This window comes from Frigoribacterium sp. PvP032 (assembly GCF_017833035.1).
Classification (GTDB): Bacteria; Actinomycetota; Actinomycetes; order Actinomycetales; family Microbacteriaceae; genus Frigoribacterium.
Window position 1 is genome coordinate 360009 of sequence record NZ_JAFIBM010000001.1, and the last position, 21476, is coordinate 381484.

General features: G+C 72.9%; 20 protein-coding genes. 11 read left to right on the forward strand and 9 right to left on the reverse strand.

Annotated elements, in window-relative coordinates; all coding sequences use genetic code 11:
• Positions 1-69 precede the first annotated feature (69 nt).
• Both JOE35_RS01710 and JOE35_RS01715 read right to left on the reverse strand, forming a co-directional pair.
• Positions 70-1770, reverse strand: coding sequence for a ribonuclease J (locus JOE35_RS01710; protein ID WP_123548473.1), 1701 nt, complete (start codon positions 1768-1770; stop codon positions 70-72).
• 462 nt (positions 1771-2232) lie between these two features.
• The gene (locus tag JOE35_RS01715; protein ID WP_209559539.1) at positions 2233-2943 is read right to left on the reverse strand and encodes an SDR family oxidoreductase; all 711 of its coding nucleotides are present in this window, start codon (positions 2941-2943) and stop codon (positions 2233-2235) included.
• 124 nt (positions 2944-3067) lie between these two features.
• Between JOE35_RS01715 and JOE35_RS01720 the strand changes: the two genes are divergently transcribed.
• From JOE35_RS01720 to JOE35_RS01730, 3 genes are all read left to right on the forward strand, one after another.
• The gene (locus JOE35_RS01720; protein WP_209559540.1) at positions 3068-3670 is read left to right on the forward strand and encodes a TetR/AcrR family transcriptional regulator; all 603 of its coding nucleotides are present in this window, start codon (positions 3068-3070) and stop codon (positions 3668-3670) included.
• Between the two features lie 218 nt (positions 3671-3888).
• A complete protein-coding gene (locus tag JOE35_RS01725) occupies positions 3889-4422 on the forward strand; it encodes a PadR family transcriptional regulator (protein ID WP_245186019.1) in 534 nt (177 codons plus the stop codon).
• A gap of 5 nt (positions 4423-4427) precedes the next feature.
• A complete protein-coding gene (locus JOE35_RS01730) occupies positions 4428-6176 on the forward strand; it encodes an AarF/ABC1/UbiB kinase family protein (protein ID WP_209559541.1) in 1749 nt (582 codons plus the stop codon).
• Positions 6177-6237: 61 nt separating this feature from the next.
• Here JOE35_RS01730 and JOE35_RS01735 read toward each other — a convergent pair whose 3' ends face one another.
• Genes JOE35_RS01735 through JOE35_RS01745 form a run of 3 tightly spaced genes read right to left on the reverse strand, consistent with a single transcriptional unit; the run spans position 6238 to position 8994 of the window.
• Complete coding sequence (locus JOE35_RS01735) at positions 6238-6915, reverse strand: methionine ABC transporter permease (protein WP_233569182.1); 678 nt, start codon at positions 6913-6915, stop codon at positions 6238-6240.
• A complete protein-coding gene (locus tag JOE35_RS15980) occupies positions 6908-7945 on the reverse strand; it encodes an ATP-binding cassette domain-containing protein (protein ID WP_307802895.1) in 1038 nt (345 codons plus the stop codon). Before JOE35_RS15980 ends, JOE35_RS01735 begins: the two co-directional genes overlap by 8 nt.
• Positions 7942-8994: a MetQ/NlpA family ABC transporter substrate-binding protein gene (locus tag JOE35_RS01745; RefSeq protein ID WP_209559542.1), complete on the reverse strand. Its 1053-nt coding sequence runs from the start codon at positions 8992-8994 to the stop codon at positions 7942-7944. The genes JOE35_RS15980 and JOE35_RS01745 overlap by 4 nt, the downstream gene beginning before the upstream one ends.
• A 197-nt stretch (positions 8995-9191) precedes the next feature.
• Between JOE35_RS01745 and JOE35_RS01750 the strand changes: the two genes are divergently transcribed.
• The 5 genes from JOE35_RS01750 to JOE35_RS01770 all read left to right on the forward strand — a co-directional run bounded on the left by JOE35_RS01750 (position 9192) and on the right by JOE35_RS01770 (position 13886).
• Positions 9192-10499, forward strand: a complete 1308-nt coding sequence (locus JOE35_RS01750; protein WP_209559543.1) for an acyl-CoA dehydrogenase — start codon at positions 9192-9194, stop codon at positions 10497-10499.
• Between the two features lie 253 nt (positions 10500-10752).
• On the forward strand, positions 10753-10980 hold the full coding sequence (locus JOE35_RS01755; protein WP_209559544.1) for a hypothetical protein: 228 nt from the start codon (positions 10753-10755) through the stop codon (positions 10978-10980).
• Positions 10950-12047, forward strand: coding sequence for a phosphotransferase (locus tag JOE35_RS01760; RefSeq protein ID WP_209559545.1), 1098 nt, complete (start codon positions 10950-10952; stop codon positions 12045-12047). The genes JOE35_RS01755 and JOE35_RS01760 overlap by 31 nt, the downstream gene beginning before the upstream one ends.
• Before the next feature lie 334 nt (positions 12048-12381).
• The gene (locus tag JOE35_RS01765) at positions 12382-13545 is read left to right on the forward strand and encodes an inorganic phosphate transporter (RefSeq protein WP_209559546.1); all 1164 of its coding nucleotides are present in this window, start codon (positions 12382-12384) and stop codon (positions 13543-13545) included.
• Between the two features lie 2 nt (positions 13546-13547).
• A complete protein-coding gene (locus JOE35_RS01770) occupies positions 13548-13886 on the forward strand; it encodes a hypothetical protein (RefSeq protein ID WP_245186020.1) in 339 nt (112 codons plus the stop codon).
• 58 nt (positions 13887-13944) lie between these two features.
• Here the strand turns inward: JOE35_RS01770 and JOE35_RS01775 are convergent, their stop codons facing one another.
• Complete coding sequence (locus JOE35_RS01775; RefSeq protein ID WP_209559548.1) at positions 13945-14919, reverse strand: GlxA family transcriptional regulator; 975 nt, start codon at positions 14917-14919, stop codon at positions 13945-13947.
• A 98-nt stretch (positions 14920-15017) separates the two neighbouring features.
• Between JOE35_RS01775 and JOE35_RS01780 the strand changes: the two genes are divergently transcribed.
• Both JOE35_RS01780 and JOE35_RS01785 read left to right on the forward strand, forming a co-directional pair.
• Complete coding sequence (locus tag JOE35_RS01780; protein WP_209559549.1) at positions 15018-15656, forward strand: HD domain-containing protein; 639 nt, start codon at positions 15018-15020, stop codon at positions 15654-15656.
• 224 nt (positions 15657-15880) lie between these two features.
• Positions 15881-16930 carry an LLM class flavin-dependent oxidoreductase gene (locus JOE35_RS01785; protein WP_209559550.1) on the forward strand — a complete coding sequence of 350 codons (1050 nt, stop codon included), beginning with the start codon at positions 15881-15883 and terminating at the stop codon, positions 16928-16930.
• Positions 16931-17285: 355 nt separating this feature from the next.
• Here JOE35_RS01785 and JOE35_RS01790 read toward each other — a convergent pair whose 3' ends face one another.
• On the reverse strand, positions 17286-18257 hold the full coding sequence (locus JOE35_RS01790) for a helix-turn-helix transcriptional regulator (protein ID WP_209559551.1): 972 nt from the start codon (positions 18255-18257) through the stop codon (positions 17286-17288).
• Between the two features lie 101 nt (positions 18258-18358).
• On the opposite strand from JOE35_RS01790, the gene JOE35_RS01795 reads away from it, so the two are divergent.
• Positions 18359-19051, forward strand: coding sequence for an SDR family NAD(P)-dependent oxidoreductase (locus JOE35_RS01795; RefSeq protein ID WP_209559552.1), 693 nt, complete (start codon positions 18359-18361; stop codon positions 19049-19051).
• Positions 19052-19075: 24 nt separating this feature from the next.
• On the opposite strand, the gene JOE35_RS01800 is transcribed toward JOE35_RS01795, so the two are convergent.
• Positions 19076-19255, reverse strand: coding sequence for a hypothetical protein (locus JOE35_RS01800; protein WP_209559553.1), 180 nt, complete (start codon positions 19253-19255; stop codon positions 19076-19078).
• Positions 19256-19485: 230 nt separating this feature from the next.
• Positions 19486-21465 (reverse strand): cytochrome c oxidase assembly protein, encoded by a 1980-nt coding sequence (locus JOE35_RS01805; RefSeq protein WP_209559554.1) that lies wholly within the window; start codon positions 21463-21465, stop codon positions 19486-19488.
• Positions 21466-21476 lie beyond the last annotated feature (11 nt).

The following is a 21476-nucleotide window of genomic DNA, read 5'->3' on the forward strand; positions in this document are numbered from 1 at the left end:
CGGAAAGCGCCCTCCGCGTGGTCGCGGAGGGCGCTTCTCGTCGTGTCGCCGGCTAGGCCGGAGCCGGGGTCAGTCGGCGTCGATGACGACCGTCGTGATGACGGGCGTACGGCGGTGGCGACGGAAGAACCAGCGGCTCAGGCCGTCCTCGATGGCGCGCTCGGCGGCCTCGCCGTCGACGTGGCCGCGAGCGGTGGCCTGCTCGAGGGCCTTGGCCGCGACGTCCTCGGCCTGGTCCTCCCAGCCGACGGCCTCGACGAAGCCGCGCGGGATGAACTCGACGGGCTCGACCAGCTTCTGCGTCGCGAGGTCGAAGATGCCGAGCACCGTGATGTGGCCCTCCTCGGCGAGCGACAGCCTGTCCTTGAGGGCGTCCTCGGTGGCGACGCCGATCGTGGCGCCGTCGACGAAGACGTAGGGAGCGGGGATGCGCCCGGCGATGCTGGCGCGGCCGCGGTCGAGGTCGACGACCACGCCGTCCTCGACGACGAGCACCCTGTCCTCGGCGACGCCGGTGGCGATGGCGAGGTCGGCGTTGGCCGTGAGGTGGCGCCACTCGCCGTGCACGGGCAGCACGTTCTTGGGCTTGACGATGTTGTAGCAGTAGGTCAGCTCGCCGGCGCTGGCGTGGCCGGAGACGTGCACCTTCGCGTTGCCCTTGTGGACGACGGTCGCGCCCCAGCGGATCAGGCTGTTGATGACGCCGTAGATCGCGTTCTCGTTGCCGGGGATGAGCGAGCTCGCGAGGAGGATCGTGTCGCCCTCGCCGACCTTGATGATGTGCTCGCGGTTGGCCATGCGCGACAGGGCCGCCATCGGCTCGCCCTGCGAGCCGGTGCAGATCAGGACGATCTTGTTGTCCTGCATCTTGCTGAGCTGCTTGAGGTCGACGACCAGGCCCTTGGGGATGTTCAGGTAGCCGAGGTCGGAGGCGATGCCCATGTTGCGGACCATCGAGCGGCCGACGAAGGCGACCTTGCGGCCGTGCTTGTGGGCGGTGTCGAGCACCTGCTGGATGCGGTGCACGTGGCTGGCGAAGCTCGAGACGACGATGCGCTTCGGCGCCTCGCGGAAGACGCGGTCGATCGCGGCGCCCAGGTCCTTCTCGGCGGTGGTGAAGCCGGGGACCTCGGCGTTGGTCGAGTCGGTCATGAACAGGTCGACGCCCTCGTCGCCAAGGCGGGCGAAGTGGTTGAGGTCGGTGATCCGCTTGTCCATCGGGAACTGGTCCATCTTGAAGTCGCCCGTGTGCAGCACGAGACCGGCGCTCGTGCGGAGCGCGACGGCGAGGCCGTCGGGGATGGAGTGGTTCACGGCCACGAACTCGAGGTCGAACGGGCCGGCCTGGTGGTGGTCGCCCGCGGCGACCTCGTGGGTGATCGGCGTGATCTTGTGCTCCTGCAGCTTCGCCGTGATGAAGGCGAGGGTGAGCTTCGAGCCGACCAGGGGGATGTCGGGGCGCTCCTTGAGGAGGTAGGGCACGCCTCCGATGTGGTCCTCGTGGCCGTGCGTCAGCACGATGGCCTCGACGTCCTTGAGGCGATCGCGCAGCGGCGTGAAGTCGGGCAGGATCACGTCGATGCCGGGCTGCGTCTCTTCGGGGAAGAGCACGCCGCAGTCGACGACGACGAGCTTGCCCTTGTGCTCGAAGAGGGTCATGTTGCGGCCGACGTCGCCGAGGCCGCCGAGCGGGGTGACGCGCAGCGCGCCGCGCTTCAGGGGCTGGGGCTTCTTGAGGTCGAGGGAGTGCTTGGTCGCTACGTTCGGCATGCTTGGCCGCTTTCTGTGGGGGAGTCGCGCGAGGTGTGCCCGCACGGAGGTGTCGGTGTTCTGCCGGCGTCGGCCCGCGCGGCGGGCTGCCCGGCCCGCTGTGGCGGGACCGGCGAAGGAGGCTCAGGTCTCGTGCGGCGGCTCGCTGTCGAGTGCCGTCGAGATCGACCACGTGGCGATCCGCCTCGCCGCCCGTGTGGGTTTCGGCGGAGGCGTCCGTTGCGTCCACTGGCGTGGTCGCGCCGACCACAGAGAGCGTGGCCTGACGAACTGTTGGACCGCAGTCTAGGCCACCCGGCCCTGCACCCGCCTCCTGCTCTCCCCCATCTCTCCTCCGCCGGCCCGCCCCGCGCCTCCCGCCCCTCTCCTCATTCAGGAAGATCCGTCCTGATCCGCGCACCGGGGGGACTCGCAGTCCTGAATCGCGCACGACTCAGGACCCGAGCCCCCCGGCTTCCTGCATCAGCCCTTCGCGAGCTGCGGGTACAGAGCCTCGAGCGGTGCCGACAGCGCGGCCCGCACCTGACGCGAGGTCTCGTCCGCGAGCACCTCGTACTCGCCGGCCTCGAGAGCGTCGAGGACGTCGGAGACGAGGGCGGCGGGGTCGGTCTTCGCGTCGGTGACGCCCGCGGCCATGGCGGTGTCGACGTACCCGACGTGCACGCCGACGACCTGCACGCCTGCGGGCTGCAGCTCGAGGCGCAGCGAGTTGGTCGCCGACCAGAGCGCGGCCTTCGTCGCCGAGTAGATGCCGGCGACGGCGTACCAGGAGAGGGCGGAGTGGATGTCGATGATCGCCGTGCCGCCCCCGTGGGCCGAGAGGAGGGGCGCGTAGGCCCGAGCGAGGAACAGCGGCCCGAGGAAGTTGGTCTCGACGTTCGCGCGGATCTCGTCGTCGGTGTGGCTGAGGATGCCCGGCGTGGGGGCGTTCGCCCCGGCGTTGTTCACCAGGACGGTCACGTCGGGCGCGGCCTCGACGACCGCGGCGATCGAGGAGGCGTCGGTCACGTCGAGCGTCAGGGGCACGACGCGCTCGTCGTCCCAGGTGCGCGGGGTGCGGGCCGTGGCGTAGACCTTGGCGGCGCCGCGGGCGAGGGCGGCCTCGACGAAGCGCGTGCCGATGCCCCCGTTCGCTCCGGTGACGAGGACGACGGAGCCGGTGATGTCGGTCATGGGTGTTCCTTCCGAGGGTGGTGCGAGGATGAGGCGACCCGAGACCGGGTCGTCGTAGCTGACTCATGTCATAATTGAGTTTAGTCAGTTTCTATTCCGACCAGCGTGCATCCGAGGAGAACCCATGTCGTCGTCCGCCCCGTCGCTCGGCCGGCGCGAGCGCAACAAACAGGAGAAGCTCGAGCGCATCACGCGCGCCGCGTCCGACCTGTTCTCCCGGCACGGGGTCGACGAGGTGACGACGCAGCAGATCGCCGAGGCGGCCGACGTGGGCGCCGGCACGCTGTTCCTCTACGCCCGCACGAAGGGCGAGCTGCTGCTGCTGGCGCAGAACGCGGCGTACGCGCGCGCCCTCGACGACGGGATCCGCGCCTCCTCGGCCGCCTCGACGGCGCTCGACGCGGTCGTCGCCGTCCTCGAGCCGATCGTGCACTGCAACCGGGCCCAGGTCGAGAACGGCCGCACCTACCTCCGCGAGATGGTGTTCGGCGACGCGACGGAGCCGCACCACGCCGAGGCGCTCACGATCGTGGCCCGCACCGAGGAGGCGGTGGCCGGGATCGTCGAGCGCCTCACCTCGGCGACGCCCTCCGACGCGGCCGCGCTCGCGCACGCGGTGTCGGCGGTCATGATGCTCGCGATGTCGTCGGCGGTCGACGAGTCCGTCCCCGACGCGGAGATCGTCGCCGACGTGCGCCGTCAGCTCGCGGTGATCCTGCCGCGCTGACCGCTCGCTCACGTCCAGCCCGCGGGAGGTGGGCGCCGAGTGGTCAGTTGCGGTCGCTCACGGCATCGGCGACGACCGGAACCGACCAGTCGGCGCACGGACGCGGCGCAGACGCGCGCGGGAGGCGCACGCCCGCCGACCCTGGGCGCCAGCCCCGCTCCCGCCGAGGCCCGAGGTATATCGTTCGGGCATCGCTCGACCCTCGACAGGAGATCATCATGGGCACCTCGCGCACACCCGGCACCTTCGGCATGGACCTCGACGGGATGTGGCAGGCCATGGACCAGCTCCGCTCCACCTTCGACCGTCGTGACGGCGCCCGTGCGCCGCGCGGCGAGGTCCGCGCGGCGATCCTCGCCCTGCTCGGTGAGCGGCCGATGCACGGCTACCAGATCATCCACGAGATCGACGAGCGCAGCGGCGGCGACTGGAAGCCGAGCGCCGGCTCCGTCTACCCGACCCTGCAGCTGCTCGCCGACGAGGGCCTGATCGTCGCCGAGGAGACCGACGGCCGCAAGGTCTGGTCGCTCACCGACTCGGGCCGCGCCGCCGCCGGCGTCGATCCCTCCGACCCGTGGGCCGCCCCGCGCTCCTCCGGCGACCGTCGCACCGCCCTGCCCAAGGTCGGTGTCGAGCTCGCCCGCGCGACCGCCCAGATCGGCCGCACCGGCACCTCCGCGCAGGTCGACGAGGCGGTGGCGGTCCTCGACGAGGCACGTCGGCGCATCTACTCGATCCTCGCTCGAGACTGACGCGGGTGGCGTCGCCCCGTCCCGACGAGGCCAGCTCCGCGGCAGGAGACCGCGGCCCCGCGGACCGCGACCCCGCGGTTCGTGACCGGGCCGGTCGCGCCCGCTACCGCCGCATCCTGCGGTTCGCGTCCCGCCACCTCGCGGTGACGTGGTGGTTCGAGCTCGTGCTGCCCCGGTTCGGCCTGCGCTGGGTCGCCGAGCGCACGCGTGCCCGGCGGATGCAGCGCTTCGCCCGTGGCTTCCACGGGCTCGCGCTCGACCTCGGCGGCCTGATGATCAAGGTCGGACAGTACCTGTCGTCGCGCCTCGACGTGCTCCCGCCCGAGATCACGAAGGAGCTGGAGGGGCTGCAGGACGAGGTCACGCCCGTGCCCTTCCCCGAGATCCGGGCGCTCGCCGAGGCCGAGCTGGGCATGCCCCTCGACCGGGTGTTCGCCTCCGTGTCCCCCGAGCCGATCGCGGCCGCCTCCCTCGGCCAGGCGCACCGAGCCGTGCTCGGTCCGGTCGACTCGGCCGACACCGGTCTCCGCGACGTGGTGCTCAAGGTGCAGCGCCCCGGCATCGACCGCATCGTCGACGTTGACCTCGCCGCGCTCCGCAAGGTGGGCGGCTGGCTGAGCCACGTCCGGCTCGTCTACGACCGCGTCGACGCGCCCGCGCTGGTCGAGGAGTTCGCCCGCACCAGCCTGGAGGAGATCGACTACCTGCACGAGGCCGCCAACTCGGCCCGCTTCGCCGCGGACTTCGCCGACGACGACCGGGTCGGCGTCCCCGACGTCGTCTGGGAGCGCTCCACCCGCCGCGTGCTCGTGCTCGAGGACGTCTCCGCGATCAAGATCACCGACGCCGAGGGCCTGCGCGCCGCCGGCATCGACCCGGCCGAGGTCGCCCCCGTCTTCGCCGCGGTGATGTTCGACCAGCTCTTCGGCAACGGCTTCTTCCACGCCGACCCGCACCCCGGCAACATCTTCGTCACGCCCGTGGAGGCAGCCGAGGGCGAGCGCCCCTGGCGCCTCACCTTCATCGACTTCGGGATGATGGGGGAGGTGCCCACCGGTACCCGGAACGGCCTCCGTCAGCTGCTCATCGCGGCCGCGTCGCGCGACGGCAGCGGCATGGTGAACGCCATGCGCGACCTCGGGGTGCTGCTGCCCACCGCCGACACCGTCGGCCTCGAGCGGGCCGTGACCGCGACCTTCGCCCGCTTCGGCGGCATGGGCTTCGCGGAGCTGCGCGAGGTCGACCCCCGCGAGTACCGCGAGTTCGCCGGGCAGTTCGGCGACCTGATCCGGTCGTTGCCGTTCCAGCTGCCCGAGGACTTCCTGCTCGTCCTGCGGGCGGTGACCCTCACCTCCGGCGTGGCCAGCGCCCTCGACCCCGTCTTCAACCTCTGGGACTCGGTCGAGCCCTACGCCGCCCGGCTCGTCCGCGACGAGCGCGGCAACGCCGTGCAGGACGTCGCACGCCGCGCGGCCGACGCGGTCGGCGTCGCCGCCCGCCTGCCCGGCCGGCTCGACCACCTCGTCGGCCGCCTCGAGGACGGCACGCTCGAGGTCGGCAGCCCCCGCATCGAGCGGCAGCTCGGCCGGATCGAGCGCACCGCCCGGCGCGTGCTGGCCGCCGTCCTGTTCGGCGGGCTGCTCATCGCGGGTGCCGTGCTGCGCTCCGACGGCGACGTGCTCGGCACGGTGCTGATGGCCGCCTCCGCGGTGCCGCTGCTGTACGCCCTGCTGGCAGGGCGGCTCCCCGGGTAGGAGGCGGCGCCTCCTTCGCTGCCCGCCCCCGCCCCGCGTACGGCTGGCGGGCATGTCCGCCTCAGGCGGTCGCGGTCTCGTGCAGCACCTTGCGGGCCACGACGTTGCCGAGCAGCTGCGCTACCTGCACCAGCACGATGATCAGCACGATCACCGTCACCATGACGAACGTGTCGAAGCGCTGGTAGCCGTAGGTGATGGCGAGGTTGCCGAGCCCGCCGCCGCCGACGAGGCCGGCGACCGCCGTCGCGTCGACCAGGGCGACGAAGATGTAGGTGAGGCCGAGCACGAGGGGGCCGAGCGCTTCCGGCACGACGATGGTGACGAGCACCCGCAGGGGCGACGCTCCCATGGCGGCGCCCGCCTCCACCGATCCGCGGTCGACCGCGACGAGGTTGGTCTCGGCGATGCGCGCGATCGAGAAGGTCGCGACGATCGTCAGCGCGAAGATGGCGGCGCCCGTGCCGATGCTCGTGCCGATCACGACGCGGGTGAGCGGCGAGATGGCGACGATCAGGATGATGAACGGGATCGGCCTGATCACGTTGATGACCGCGTTGAGGGTGGTGAAGACCGCCGCGTTCTGCAGCAGGTTGCCGCGCCTCGTCGAGTAGAGCACCAGCCCCAGCACGACGCCCAGCACGGTCGCCAGCACGAACGACACCGTCACCATCTGCAGGGTCTGGAGCAGCGCGGTCCAGATCTTCGGCCAGAGCACGGCCGGCTCGATGTCACGCACCGGCGACCACCTCCGTCACGCTCGTGGTGCGGCGGAGGTCGACGACGGCCGCGTCGATCGCGGCGTCGTCGCCGAGCAGCTCGACCGTGAGGTCGCCGAACAGCCGCGACTGCAGCTCGCTGACGCCGCCGTAGACGACGTTGAAGTCGACGCCGTGGGTGCGTGCGACGCGGGAGAGGAACGGGTCGTTCGACTCGCGGTCCTCCACGTGGAGGCGCACGATGCGTCCCGTGTGCACCCTGCGGATGCGCTCGAGGACGCCGGGCGTCGCCTCGTGGTGCAGCACGGACGACACGAACCGCCGCGACGTGGGGTGCTGCGGGTCGGCGAAGAGGTCGTAGACCGAGCCGGTCTCGACGACCTCGCCGCCCTGCATCACGGCGACGCTGTCGGCGAGCTCGCGGATCACGTCCATCTCGTGGGTGACCAGCAAGATCGAGAGGCCTTGCTCGTCGTTGACGCGGCGCAGCAGGTCGAGCACCTCGCCGGTGGTCTGCGGGTCGAGGGCGCTCGTCGCCTCGTCCGAGATGAGCACGTCGGGGCGGTTCGCCAGCGCGCGGGCGATGCCGACGCGCTGCTTCTGGCCGCCCGACAGCTTCGCCGGGTACTCGAGCGCCTTGTCGCTCAGCCCGACGAAGTCGAGCAGCTCCTCGACCCGGTCGACGGTCTCGTCGCGGGAGAGGCCGGAGAGGCGCAGCGGGTAGGCGACGTTGCCGTAGACGGTGCGCGACGAGAGCAGGTTGAACTGCTGGAAGATCATGCCGATCCGCCGGCGGGCCGCGTACAGCTCCCCGCCGCGGAGGGCGGAGACCTCGCGCCCATCGACGACGACCCGGCCGCTCGTCGGCCGCTCGAGGGCGTTCACGGTGCGCAGCAGCGTCGACTTGCCTGCTCCGGACCAGCCGACGATGCCGAAGACCTCGCCGCGCGCCACCTCCAGGCTGACGTCGCGGAGGGCGTCGAACCGGCGCCCCTGCACCGTGTACGACTTCGAGACGTGCTCGAACGAGACGACCGGGTCCGCGCTCACGAGGTCAGCTCGCGGGCGGCGGTCTCGAGGTCGGCGAGGGTGCTGCGCAGGTCGGCCGCAGAGACGTCGACGAGCACCGTGTTGCCGAACGACTCCTTCTCCAGGGCCTCGGCGACGCGCGGGTCGGCGTAGGCGTCGGCCAGCTTCGTCCAGGCCTCGTCGTCGGCGTTGTCGGCCCGTGTGACCACGGCGTTGACGTACGGCCGCGACTCGTCGCTGAGCGAGTCGTCGAGGTAGAGCGCGTCCTCGGCGTCGATCTGCTGCGAGGGGTCGAAGTACGAGGTGCCGACCACGACCGCGTCGAGGCTCGGGTCGTCGAACTGGGTGGGGATCGTCGTCGCGCCGATCGGCACGAACTCGAGGCCGAGGTCGTTCGAGGTGACGTCGTCGACGGTCGGGTAGACGCCGACGTCCGGGCCGAGCTCGATCAGCCCCGCCGCCTGCAGGATGAACAGTGCTCGCGCGCCGTTCGAGGCGTCGTCGGGGATCGCGATCCGCGCGCCCTGGCCGAGGTCGGCGAGGTCGTCGATCGTCGCGGAGAAGATCCCCCACTGGGTGATCGTCGTCGAGAACACCGGCGTCAGGTCGGTGTCGTTCGCGACGTTGTAGGCGCTGAGGAACGCCGTGTGCTGGAACGCGTTCGCGTCGACCTCGCCGGCCACGAGGGCCGAGTTCGGCAGGGTCCAGTCGTCGAAGTTGACCCAGGTGACGTCGAGGCCGTCCTCGGCGGCGACCGTCTTCACGGCGTCCTGCAGGTCGCTCTCGCCGCTGCCGGCGATCTTCACGCTGATGCGGTCGGCGCCGCCTCCCGCGCCTCCTCCGGTGGCGGCCTGGGCGCCGTCACCGGCCCCTGCGGTCGCCGACCCGGCCCAGAATCCACCGCCGACGAGGGCTGCGGCGACGACCACGCCGAGCCCGGCCAGGAGGCCGCGTCGGCGCTTGCGGCGGGAGTCGTCGAGGGAGGCGCGGAGCCCGGCCGGCGCACCGGTGGGCGGGTCGGCCGGCGGGCCTGCGGCGGGGCTGGGCTGCGGTGCGTCGTGATCGGACATGGTTGCTCCTCGGGGCTGTGGGCGATGTGCTGTGGACGGTGCTGCGGGTCGTGCTGTGGCCGGTGCCGGGGTGATGGCTGCCGACCCTGCCACGGCCCCGGAGCCCTCCGCGAGGACTCTTGCGACATGTGTCGTGACGTGTCGTCATGTGTCGTCGGCCCTGTCGCAGGAGGCGCGGGCATGACACAAAGGAGCGCATGACCCACAGCACGAGCGACCCCACGGCAGGCCCCGGTACGCGGCACCTCGACGACCGCATCGAGGCGGTCTTCGGCCCCCTGGTCGACGAGATCGCGGCGGGCGCGGTCGCCAGGGAGCGTGACCGCCGCCTCCCCGTCGACGAGGTCGACCTGCTGCGCCGCGCAGGCTTCGGCGCGCTGCGGGTGCCGGTCGAGCACGGCGGCTGGGGAGCGTCCCTGGAGCAGGAGTTCCGCCTCCTCGTGCGACTCGGCGCCGCTGACTCGAACCTGCCGCAGCTGCTGCGCGGGCACGTGGCGTTCGTCGAGACGCAGCGGGCTCAGCCGGACGGCCCGCTCCGCACCGAGTGGCTCGAGCGGCTGGCGGCCGGCGACGTGCTCGTCGGCAACGCGCAGGCCGAGCGCGGCGACGCGACCGCCGTGGCCACGCGCCTGACGGAGGTGGACGGGCGGCTCCGTCTCGACGGACGCAAGTTCTACAGCACCGGCACCCTCTACGCCGACTGGATCTGGGTCGGTGCGGTGCGCGGCGACGAGCCCGTCGCCCTGGCCGTGCGTGCCGACGCGCCTGGCGTCACGCGGCTCGACGACTGGGACGGCTTCGGCCAGCGCCTCACCGGCAGCGGCACGACGATCTTCGACGACGTGACGGTCGACCCGGCCCAGGTGCTGCCCTGGAGCGACAACGCCGAGCGCCGCCCGCTCGCCTACACGCAGGCGCTCTACCAGCTGGTGCTGCTGGCGGCCGAGACGGGGATCGCCCGTGCGGTGCTGCGCGACGCCGTCGAGTTCGTCCGGCCCCGCACGCGCACCTTCGGCGTGGCCGGGGTGTCGCTGCCGCGCGAGGACCCGCTCGTGCAGCGCGTCGTCGGCCGGTTGTCGAGCATCGGGTCGGCCGTCGAGGCGGTGACGCTGTCCGCGGTGCGCGCGCTGGAGGCGGCGGACGACCGCGCGTCGGGCGACGCGTCCGGCTCGGGCGGCACGTCTGCCTCGGACGACGACTACCAGGAGGCGCTGGCCACGGCCTTCGAGGCGCAGCAGGTCGTGCTGCCGCTCGTCCTCGAGGCCGCGACCGCGCTGTTCGAGGTGGGAGGCGCCTCCGCCGTGGACTCCGACCGGGCCCTCGACCGGCACTGGCGGAACGCCCGCACGATCGCGTCGCACAACCCCGCGATCCACCGCGAGCGGGCCCTCGGCGACCGGCGCCTCAACGGGACGCCGTTCCGCACGGGCCCGCAGGCTGCTGCCGTGGCGTCCGCTGCCGCTGCGCCGGCCACCTCGCACCCGGACCTCGTCCGCACCCCCTAGACCCGCGCGCACCCTCCGGCGCGCACGAGGGTGTCCGCGGTTCCCGAGGGTCCGTCCCCGTCCCGGGCACGAGCGACCCGCCGAACCGGCAGGAAGTGCTCTCCCGGCGGGCAACGAGAGCGCATCCTGCCGGTTCAGCGCGCGATGCCGTGGAGCTGGGGGCGAGGAGGTGGTGGTCCCGTCGCCGACGCCCGCCCTCGACGGCAGCGGGGGTCGTCGGTACGGTGGGCGGACGTCGTCGAGGGGACACCCCATGAACACCGCCACAGTCGTCATCGCCCTGATCGTGCTCGCGATCGTCGCGGCCGCCGTCGCCGTCGTCGTGCGCGAGCGTCGCGACCGCGCACTAGCCGCCCGGCTCGACGAGTCCGACCCGGGGGCCGGGGTCCGCGCCCAGGCCGACGCCGAGCGGCAGCAGGCCGGTCCGCGGGGCGAGGCCGGCGGTTCGTCGTGGTCGGCCGCCGGCCAGAACTCGGCCTGATCCAGGGCCGGGCCGGCTCCGTGCACCAGCACCAGCACCAGCACCAGCACCCGCACGACGACGGCCACGAGGCTGTTGCCGCCATCGAGTCGGACTCTTCTCCTGAGCCCGATCCGGACGAGCCGTCCTTGGTCTCCTTCGCCGCCCTGGCAGTCGAGAAGCTCGTCTCTCCCGCTCGCGGCACCCGGCAGGGCGCCCTCCTGCCCGGCGTCGACACCCACGTCGTCCGGATCTGGGGCGACGGCGTCGACGTCGTCGTGCGCACGCCGCGCGGTCCCGTCGGGTCGGCGCCCGACACCTACCCGGCCGAGCGATGGGCCGCCGAGCACGCTGCACGCCACGGAGTGCCGACACCTCGCGTGCTCGCCTACGAGCCCAGGTTCGGGGAGGGGCCGCTCATGATCGTCGAGCACGTCACCTCGATCGCCTCCGACCGCGACCCGTGGCACGACCTAGGCCGCGTCGCCACGGCGCTCGCCGAGGTGCCGCTCGACTCCGCCACGGCGGGCGCGTCCAGGGACGTCGACTCTCGCCTGCCTGACGCGCTCCTCACCCGCTTCGGCCCCGACCTGCCGGAGGCCTGGCGCCGCCACCTGCGGTACGGCCTCGACTCCCTGGTGCCTGGCGACCGCCTCCTCGGCCTCGGGGTCTACGCCGAGCAGCAGCGCGATCCGCTGCGGGCGGCCCTCGAGCAGCTCGCGGTCGAGAGCGCGAGGTGGCGGCACGGACTCGTGCACGGCGACCTCGCACCCCGCAACCTCGTGCCCCGTGGTGCCGACGATCCCGTGCTGATCGACTGGGGCACGGCGCGGACGGGCCCTGTGCCGTGGCTCGAGCTCGACCGCGTGCACCGCTGGAGCGCCCTCGACGGCATCGTCAGCGCAGACGAGCTGCGGCGCTTCGCCGACGGACTCGGGGTCGACCTCGACGCCTCCCTGCCGACCCTGCGACGGCTCGCCCTGCTGCACCACCTCGACCTGGTGCGCTGGGCCCTCGAGCGCCGGCCCGACCGGCTCGCCCGTGAGGTCGAGGAGGCGCGGCGAGCGACCGCCCGCTGCCTGCGCTGACGGCCCGGCCGGCCCGGCAGCCGTGGTCCCCGTTCTGCCTGGTTCGGCTGGCGAGTGGTCAGCAACTGCCCTTCCGGCCTGCCTCATGGACACTTCCAGACCACTCGGCGCTGCGCAGCGCGTCCGGCGGGCACAGGGGCGCCCGCACCCGCAGGCGCACGCGCAGGCTCGACATTTGCATGCCGTGCATGATTCTCCCGTTGTTCACCGACGCGGCCCGCAGCCGGGCCTAGCGTCGCCGGTGCAGGAGGAGCGCCCGTCACCGCGACGGCCCCGCACGCCTGCCTCCGGACGGGCACCTGCCGCGGAGCGGACGACAAGAGGGGCGACATCGATGGACGTCTTCGTCACGGTCACGCTGGTGATCGTCGTGGCGCTCGTGTTCGACTTCACGAACGGGTTCCACGACACGGCCAACGCGATGGCCACCTCCGTCGCCACCGGGGCCCTGAAGCCCAAGGTGGCGGTGCTCATCTCGGCCGTGTTGAACCTGGTCGGGGCGTTCCTGTCGACCGAGGTCGCGAGCACCGTCTCGAACGGCATCATCCGCGAGGGCGACGGGGGAGTGCAGGTCACCCCGACGATGATCTTCGCCGGGCTCGTCGGCGCCGTGATCTGGAACCTCGCGACCTGGTACCTCGGCCTGCCGTCGAGCTCGTCGCACGCCCTGTTCGGCGGGCTGATCGGCGCCGCCGTGATCGGTGCGGGCGTCGGCTCGGTCGACTTCGGCGTCGTCCTCTCGAAGGTCGTGCTGCCCGCGCTCATCTCGCCCCTGGTGGCCGGCACGGTGGCGCTGGTCGCGACCTACGCGGCGTACCGGATCACGAAGCAGGCGACGCTGCGTGGCTCGACGGCCGGCTTCCGGCACGGCCAGACGATCAGCGCCTCCCTCGTCTCGCTGGCGCACGGCACGAACGACGCCCAGAAGACGATGGGCGTCATCACGCTGACCCTCATCGCCGCCGGCTACCAGGGCGCGGGCACGACGCCGCAGCTCTGGGTCGTCCTCGCCTGCGGCCTCGCGATCGCGCTCGGCACCTACCTCGGCGGCTGGCGCATCATGCGCACCGTCGGCAAGCGCATCACCGACGTCCAGGCGCCGCAGGGCTTCGCGGCGGAGACGAGCTCGGCCGCGACGATCCTCATCTCGTCGCACCTCGGCTTCGCGCTCTCGACGACCCAGGTGACCTCCGGCTCGATCGTCGGCGCCGGCCTCGGCAAGAAGCTCGCGACCGTGCACTGGGGGGTCGTCGGCAAGATCGCCTCCGCCTGGGTGATCACGCTGCCCGCCGCGGCGCTCGTCGGCGGCGTCAGCGCCTGGCTCGCCAGCACCAGCACCGTCGGGCTCGTCCTCGTGGCGGTCCTCGCGCTCGCCGGGGGCTCGGCATTCGTGTTCCTCGCCCGTCGCCACCCGGTGACGCACGAGACCGTCAACGACAGCGAGGAGGCGCCCGCCGCTGCCCAGCCGGCCGGCGCCTCCCGCGGACAAGGAGAGTGACCGTGTTCCTCGGAGTGGACTGGGGCGCCTTCGTGGTCGTCTTCGTGGTGGCGCTCGCCGCGACCGCCGTCATCGTCACGTTCTTCGCGCTCGGCATCCGCCTCTTCGCCGCGGGCGCGACCGAGCCCGTCGACTCCGGGCCGGTGCCGGCCGGGGCCGGAGGTGCCGGCGGCGCAGGTGCTGCAGGAGGTGCTGCGCCCGCAGGAGGTGCTGGTCGCCTCACCGGAGCGCCGGCGGCCCCGCGGTCCCTCCCCGCCACCGTCGGAGGTGCGGCCTGCTTCGCGGTCGGCATCGCCGCGGTGCTCGCCGGGCTGTGGCTGATCGTGCCGCAGTTCCACTGACGCCGGTCCGTGGTCCCTGCCCGCGCCTCCTCCGCTCGGTCCGCGGGGCCCGCGCAGGTCAGGCGGCGGCGTCCGCGTCCACGTCGGCCCCGCGGAACGTCGCCCTGTACGCGCGCGGCGTCGTCCCGAGCACCCGCGCGAAGTGGTGCCGCAGCACCGCGGCCGAGCCGAACCCGGCCTGGCCGGCGATCGCGTCGAGCCCCAGACCGGTGACCTCGAGCAGGTGCTGTGCCCGCAGGAGGCGCTGCCTCGTCAGCCAGGCAGCCGGCGTCGTGCCCAGCTCGGCCCTGAACCGGCGGGCGAAGGTGCGGGGCGACATGTGGGCCCGCGCGGCGAGGGCGTCGACGGGCTGCTCGTCGCCGAGGTGCGCGAGCATCCAGTCGGTGAGGGGCGCGAGGGAGGTGTCGGCCTCCTTCGGCAGCGGAGTCTCGATGAACTGGCTCTGGCCGCCGTCGCGGTGCGCGGGGACGACCATGCGGCGGGCGACGACGTTCGCGGCGGCGGCCCCGGCGACCCGGCGGACGAAGTGCAGGCACGCGTCGATCCCGGCGGCGGTGCCGGCGCTCGTGATGACCTTCCTGTCCTCGACGAAGAGCACGTCGGGGTCGACGGTCGTGCCGGGGTGCTCGCGCTGCAGCCGCTCGGCGTACATCCAGTGCGTCGTGGCGCGTCGGCCCTCGAGGATCCCCGCGTCGGCGAGCACGAACGCGCCGCTGCAGACGCTGATCAGCCAGGCTCCGCGGGCCTCGGCGTCGACTAGCAGGTCGCGGACGGCAGGCGAGAGCGTCCCGTCGGCCCCGTAGCTGCCGAGCGCCGGGACGCAGATCACGTCGGCGTCGGCCGCCGCCGCGAGGTCGTCGACGACGGTGATGCCGAAGCCCTGGTTCGTGGTGACGACGCCCGGCTGCTCGGTGACGATCCTGTGCTCGAACAGCGGGCCGCCGTCGGCGCTGCGGTCCAGGCCGAAGACCTCGCAGAGCACGCCGAACTCGAACGGGGCGACGCCGTCGGCGACGAGGGTGGCGACCTTCATGCGGTCCATGGTGCCTCCGGAGTGATCTGGCAGGAACGGGCAGCTCGTTGGCGATCCTGCCACTGGTCGGGGCGCTCGTCCACTCCTAGGTTCGGGGCATGACCACTCCCAGGGCCGCCGCCTCCCCGTCCGCCGTCGCGCGCCTCCTCGTGCCGCCCACCGCGGTCGCCGCCCGCGCCCGCGAGGTCTCCGCGGCCCACGCCAGCCCGGCCCTGCTCGGCCACAGCGAGCGCTCGTGGGCGCTCGCCGCCGAGCTCGGCCGGAGCGAGTCCGTCGAGTTCGACGCCGAGCTGCTCTTCGTCGCCTCGCTGCTGCACGACCTCGGCCTCGTGCCCTCGTTCGACGCGCACGCCGTCGACTTCGAGCACGCCGGAGGGGCCGTCGCTCGGGTCTTCGCCGCCGGAGCCGGCTGGTCCGAGACGCGGCAGCGCCGCCTCGCCGAGGTGATCGAGCGACACATGTGGGAGTCGGTCGACGTCGCCCTCGACCCGGAGGCGCACCTCCTCGAGCGGGCGACCAGCCTCGACGTCAGCGGCACAGGAGGCGCGGACTGGGACGACGCGTTCGTCGCCTCCCTGGTCGCGGCCGTCCCGCGGCTCGGCTTCGCCGCCGAGTTCGCCGCGGCGATCGGCGACCAGGCCGTGCGCAAGCCCGCGGGCCAGGCGGGGCGCACCGTGCGCGGGGGCATGCCCGGCCGCATCGCGGCGAACCCGCTCGACCGCCTCCCCTCTGCCTGACCCGTGGCCCCTCGGGCCCGATCCGCGCTCGGGCTGAGGAGTTCGGCGGGTTCCCGTAGCTCCCGGCGGGTCAGCGCCCGCCCGCCGCGGGCTCCGGGAGCCCGCCGCGCGCGACAGGAACCCGCCGACTCCCGCGCCCGCCCGTGGAATGCCGAGGGCGCACCCACGGTTCATCCCGTAAGATCATGCGCACGCATGAAACGCAGCGGATCGGAGCGCACCCCATGGCACACCCCCTCGAGTTCGGACTCGACACCTTCGGCGACGTCACCGAGCGCCCGGCCGGCGTCGACGGCGCCGGCGAGCTCATCTCGCACGCCCAGTCCATCCGCGACCTCGTCGACCAGGCGGTCCTCGCCGACCAGGTCGGCCTCGACTTTATCGGCGTCGGCGAGCACCACCGGGTCGACTTCGCGGTGAGCGCGCCAGAGGTCGTCCTCGCGGCGATCGCGGCCCGCACCGAGAAGATCCGGCTGGGCTCGGCCGTGACCGTGCTCAGCTCGGACGACCCCGTCCGCGTCTACGAGCGCTTCGCGACGGTCGACGCCCTCTCGAACGGGCGGGCCGAGGTCATCCTCGGGCGCGGCTCGTTCACCGAGTCGTTCCCCCTCTTCGGCCTCGACCTGCAGGACTACGAGGTGCTCTTCGAGGAGAAGATCCAGCTCTTCGCCGAGCTCCTCAAGGACGAGCCCGTCACCTGGCAGGGCACCAAGCGCGGTGCGCTGAGCGACCAGTGGGTCTACCCGCGTCCCGAGAGCGGCACGCTGAAGACCTGGGTCGGCGTCGGCGGCTCGCCCCAGTCCGTCATCCGGGCGGCGCACTACGGCCTGCCCCTCTTCCTCGCGATCATCGGCGGCCAGCCCGCCCAGTTCGCGCCCTACGCCGACCTGTACCGCCGTGCCCTCGGCGAGTTCGGCAAGGAGTCGCAGCCCATCGCGATGCACTCGCCCGGCTTCGTCCTCGAGACCGACGCCGAGGCGAAGGAGGTGCTGTTCCCCTACCAGGAGGCGCAGACGAACCAGCTCGGCAGCGAGCGCGGCTGGCCGCCCTACTCGCGTGCGCAGTACGAGCAGAGCGCGGGCCCGCAGGGTGCCCTCTACGTCGGCGCGCCCGAGACGGTCGCGGCGAAGATCGCGCAGAACATGGCGCTGCTCGGGGCCACGCGCTTCGACATGCGCTACAGCATGGGCCGCCTGCCTCACGCGGAGATGATGCGCAGCATCGAGCTCTACGGCACGAAGGTGGTCCCCCTGGTGCGCGAGATGCTGGCCTAGCCGACCCGCGCCTCCTCGGACCCTGCGCCCGGCCCCGTGCGCCTCGCACGCGGCCGGGCGCTCTGCTGCCTGCCCGGCCCCGGGCTCGACGTCGATGGCCGCAAATGCCGACAGCCAGGCATCGAAACGGCGTTCTGCGACCGGAAATGCCACTATTACGGGCTCGCCGGTCGGCATTTGCGGTCTTCCCTACGCCCGGCTCCGTGGCACCTCGCACGTGGCCGGGCGCACTGCTGCCCGCCCTGGTTCGACACCGTGGCGGCAAATGCCGACCGTCAGGCCGCGAGAACCCGTTCTGCGACCGAAAATGCCACTGTCGCGGGCTCCCCGGTCGGCATTTGCGGTCCTCCCTGCGTCAGAGCTCCGAGAGCGGCGAGGAGGCGGCAGCCGCGTCGGGGGACCCGCCCGCGTCCCCGAACGCTCCGGCGGCGCCCACGGCTCCGACCCGCAGGAAGTCGAGGGCAGCGGCCGCGGGCGACCCCTCGGCGGCCGTGTACGCGACGATCGCGAGCTCGCTGCCGGGCACGGTGAAGACGTCGCAGTCGAGCTCGAGCGGGCCGACGAGCGGGTGGTCCATCACCTTGCGGGCAGATTCGTGCACGCCGACGGCACCCTGGGCCCAGAGCTCCGCGAAGGCGGGCTCGGAGGCGAGCAGGCCGTCGACCAGGCCCCGGAGGTGCGGGTCGGCCGGGTGGTCGACCAGCGCCCGGCGCAGGTCGGCGACCAGCGCGGCCCGGAAGCGGGCTCCGCTGGCCCCGTCGAGGTGACGGGTGCGGACGGCCGTGTCCGCGCCTCCTGCGGGCTCGGGCGTCGGCGGCTCGCCGTCAGGGCCCGACGCGCGACGGGCGTCGCGGAACGCCCGGACGACGATGTTCCGCTCACCGGCGGGCCAGCCCTCGGGGTCGCCGAGCAGGGCGCCCCAGAGCGGGCTATAGGTGAGCAGGTCCCAGGAGGCGCTGAAGACCGCCACGGGCGTCTCGCGCAGCCGTCCCACCAGCCGCTGCACGCCGGGCGGGATGTGCCGCGACACGACGGCCGACGTCGGGGGCAGCAGCCCGGCGCTGCGGAACAGGTGGTCGCGCTCGGCGTCGTCGAGCTGCAGGGCGCGGGCGAGTGCCGTGGCGACCTGGTCGGAGGGGTGCCGGGCACGACCCTGCTCGAGGCGGACGACGTAGTCGACCGACAGCCCGGCGAGGGCGGCGAGCTCTTCTCGGCGCAGGCCGACAGCGCGGCGTGCGCCCCCGGCGGGCAGGCCGGCATCGGAGGGTGCCAGGCGCGCGCGCCAGGTCTTCAGCAGCCAGCCGAGCTGGTCGTCCTGTGCAGGCATGCGCTCATCCTCTCCTCCCCAGGGAGGCGCTGCCTGGTACTGGCAGTCCTCCCGCCGGGCCGGGCCACGCGCGTGTCGGCGGCTGCGCGCAGACTCGTCCCATGACCACGACACTCATCACCGGATCCAACAAGGGCCTCGGCCTCGAGACCGCCCGCCGCCTGCTGGCCGAGGGGCACACCGTCTGGATGGCGGCACGTGACGCCTCGCGGGGCCAGGCGGCGGCCGACGAGCTCGGCGCGCGCTTCGTGCAGCTCGACGTCACCGACGACGCCTCGGTCGCGGCGGCCGCCGAGCTCGTCGGGGCCGAGGGCGGGCTCGACGTCCTCGTCAACAACGCGGGCATCACGGGGTCGCACGCCGACCCCGCCGACCTGACGGGCGCCGACGCGCTGCACGTCCTCGACACCAACGTCGCCGGCATCGTCCGCACGACGCACGCGTTCCTCCCGCTGCTCCGCGCCTCGTCGGCACCGGCGATCGTCAACGTGACGAGCGGGCTCGGCTCGTTCACCGCGGTGCACGACCCCGACCGCGTCGAGTCGACCGTGGTGGCACCGCTCTACACGGCGTCGAAGTCGGCCGTGACGATGCTCACCGTCCAGTACGCCAAGGCGCTGCCGGGCATCCGGGTCAACGCGGCCGACCCCGGCTACACGGCGACCGACCTCAACGGCAACAGCGGTCACCAGACCGTCACCGAGGGCACCGACGCGATCGTCGAGCTGGCGACGCAGGGGGCGGACGGGCCCACGGGCACGTTCATCGACCGCGGCGGTGTCGCGCCCTTCTAGGCGGTCGCGCTGCGGGCCCCGGTGCTAGCGCGAGCCCGCGTCGGGCGTCTGAGCCGTGTCGGAGGCCGACTGCTGCTGCTGCGCTGGCTGCGGCGCGGCGGTCCCTCCTGCGTCGCGGTGCGGCAGCGTGCCGCCGAACAGGGTCGCGGCGGCGATGCCGAGCACGACGACCCCGAGCTGAGTGCGTGCGATCGTGCTCGCCATGGGGCGTCCTCTCGGTCCGGAGCGCCTGCTGACGTCCGGGTCCGATCCAAGCCGCCCCGCGCCTCCTGCACGACCCCCAGAGGGAGCGCCCCTCGCACGGGGTGCAGCCGGGAAACACGCTCGAAGGGACGAAACACCCTCGGGCCCGGCCGTGTCTCGTCCCTTCGAGCGTGTTCCTGGGGAGCCAGGTGCGCGGCGCGCACGCCCGCGCACGCACGCACGCCCGCAGCTCAGCCCCGGTCGCTCCGCGCCAGGGACTCGAGCTGCTCGTTGTAGGCGGTCAGCTCGGCGTCGCCGTCGCGGTCGGCCTGGCGGTCCTTGCGCTTGGCCTCGCGCCCGTCGCTGCGGCTCCACATGATCGCGACGATGATCGCCATGGTGACGGTCGGGATCTCGCCGACGCTCCAGGCTATGCCGCCGGCGGCGTACTGGTCCTGCATCGGGGTCGGGCCCCAGGTGCGGCCCATCGCACCGTACCAGTCGGCCAGGAACAACCCGGTGGCCGTCATGATGCCGATGCCGAAGAACGCGTGGAACCCCATGGTCGCCAGCAGCACGACGAGGCGCATCGGGTACGGCAGGCGTCCCTTCACGGGGTCGATGCCGATCATCGACTGCACGAAGAGGTACCCGACGATCAAGAAGTGCACGATCATCCAGTAGTGGCCGAGGTGCGTCGTGGTCGCCCAGCTGAACAGCGACGTGTAGTAGAAGACGAAGAGCGACCCGGCGAAGAGCACGGCGGCGACGATCGGGTTGCTGATCACGTGCGCGTAGCCCGAGTGCACCAGGATCATGATCCACTCGCGCGGCCCCCGTGTGCCGTCCGTCCGCTTGCGGATCGCCCGCAGCGCGAGCGTGGCCGGGGCACCGGGGACCAGCAGCAGCGGGATCACCATGCCGAGCACCATGTGCGACAGCATGTGCGTGCTGAACAGGTACGACTCGTAGACGTTCGGGGCGCCGCTCGTCACGTAGAACAGCACGACCAGGCCGGCGACCCACGAGACCGTGCGGCCGAGCGACCAGCTGTCGCCGCGGCGTCGCAGGCGCACGACGCCCGCGATGTAGAAGAAGATGCCGAAGGCACAGACGAGGGCCCAGAGCAGGTCGACGTTCCACTCCGTCAGGTAACGCATCGGCGTCAACTCAGGAGGCAGCGGCTCCTCCGTGAGGATCTCTGCCGGTGACGGGGCGGCCAGGTCGGTGACCGCCACCTCCTCGACCGGGGTCGCCGTGCGGGCGAGCGCCGACGCGACGCCGGAGGCCAGGCCCATGAAGGCCAGCTCGGCCGTGACGAACCACCAGAAGAACCGGGCCGTCCTGGCCGGCTGCGTCTCCATGCGGCGCACGAGGTACTGCCGCTGCACCACGCCGAACAGCCCGAGCGCGACGAGGGCGAAGGTCTTGACCAGCACGAGCACGCCGTAGCCCGTCGACAGCGCGGCCCAGTCGCCGATGCGCAGCGCCGCGCTGCCGATGCCCGAGACGGCGACGACGACGAAGCAGATGATGGCGATGGTCGAGTACCGCGCGAGGACGACGCCGATGCGGCCCTTCTCGAGCGTGCTCCGCAGCAGGACGAGCGCGACGAGTCCGCCCAGCCAGACGGAGGCGCCCTCGAGGTGCAGCGCGAGGTCGGTGACGGCTGCGTCGTGGCCGCTCGAGCCCGCGGCGTGGCCCTGCTGGGCCAGGGGGATGAGCCCGCCGCCCGCGAGCACGGTGAGGGCGACGAGCGCCCAGATGTTCCGCAGCACGAAGCTGAGCACGGTGACCGCCGCCGCGATCAGGGTCGTGATGAGCCAGGCGCGGCCGAGCTCGGTGTCGGTGAGGAAGAACGCCAGCGTCCGGCCGAACTGCTCGTCGAGGGTGACGGGCACGTTGGCGACGCTGAGGAACGTGAAGAAGCTGGTCGCCGCGGAGGCGACGGTCCAGAACCCGGCGGCGCCGGCGGCGATGTCCATGGCCCGCTCGAACTCGGGCCGGTCGCGCGAGAGCGCGAAGCAGGTGAGGAACAGCGTGCCGATCGTGACGGCCGCACCGATGTTGCCGAGCATCTTGGCCATCGGCAGCCCGTAGCGGACGACCTGCCCGGGGTCGACGACGAGCGGCGCGTCGGCGGCGCCGCCGAACTTCAGGGCGGCGAGGAGGGCCGCGAACGCGACGACCACGAGCAGTGCGGGCCCGGCCGTGCGGGAGAGTCTGGGCATCGCTCCCATGG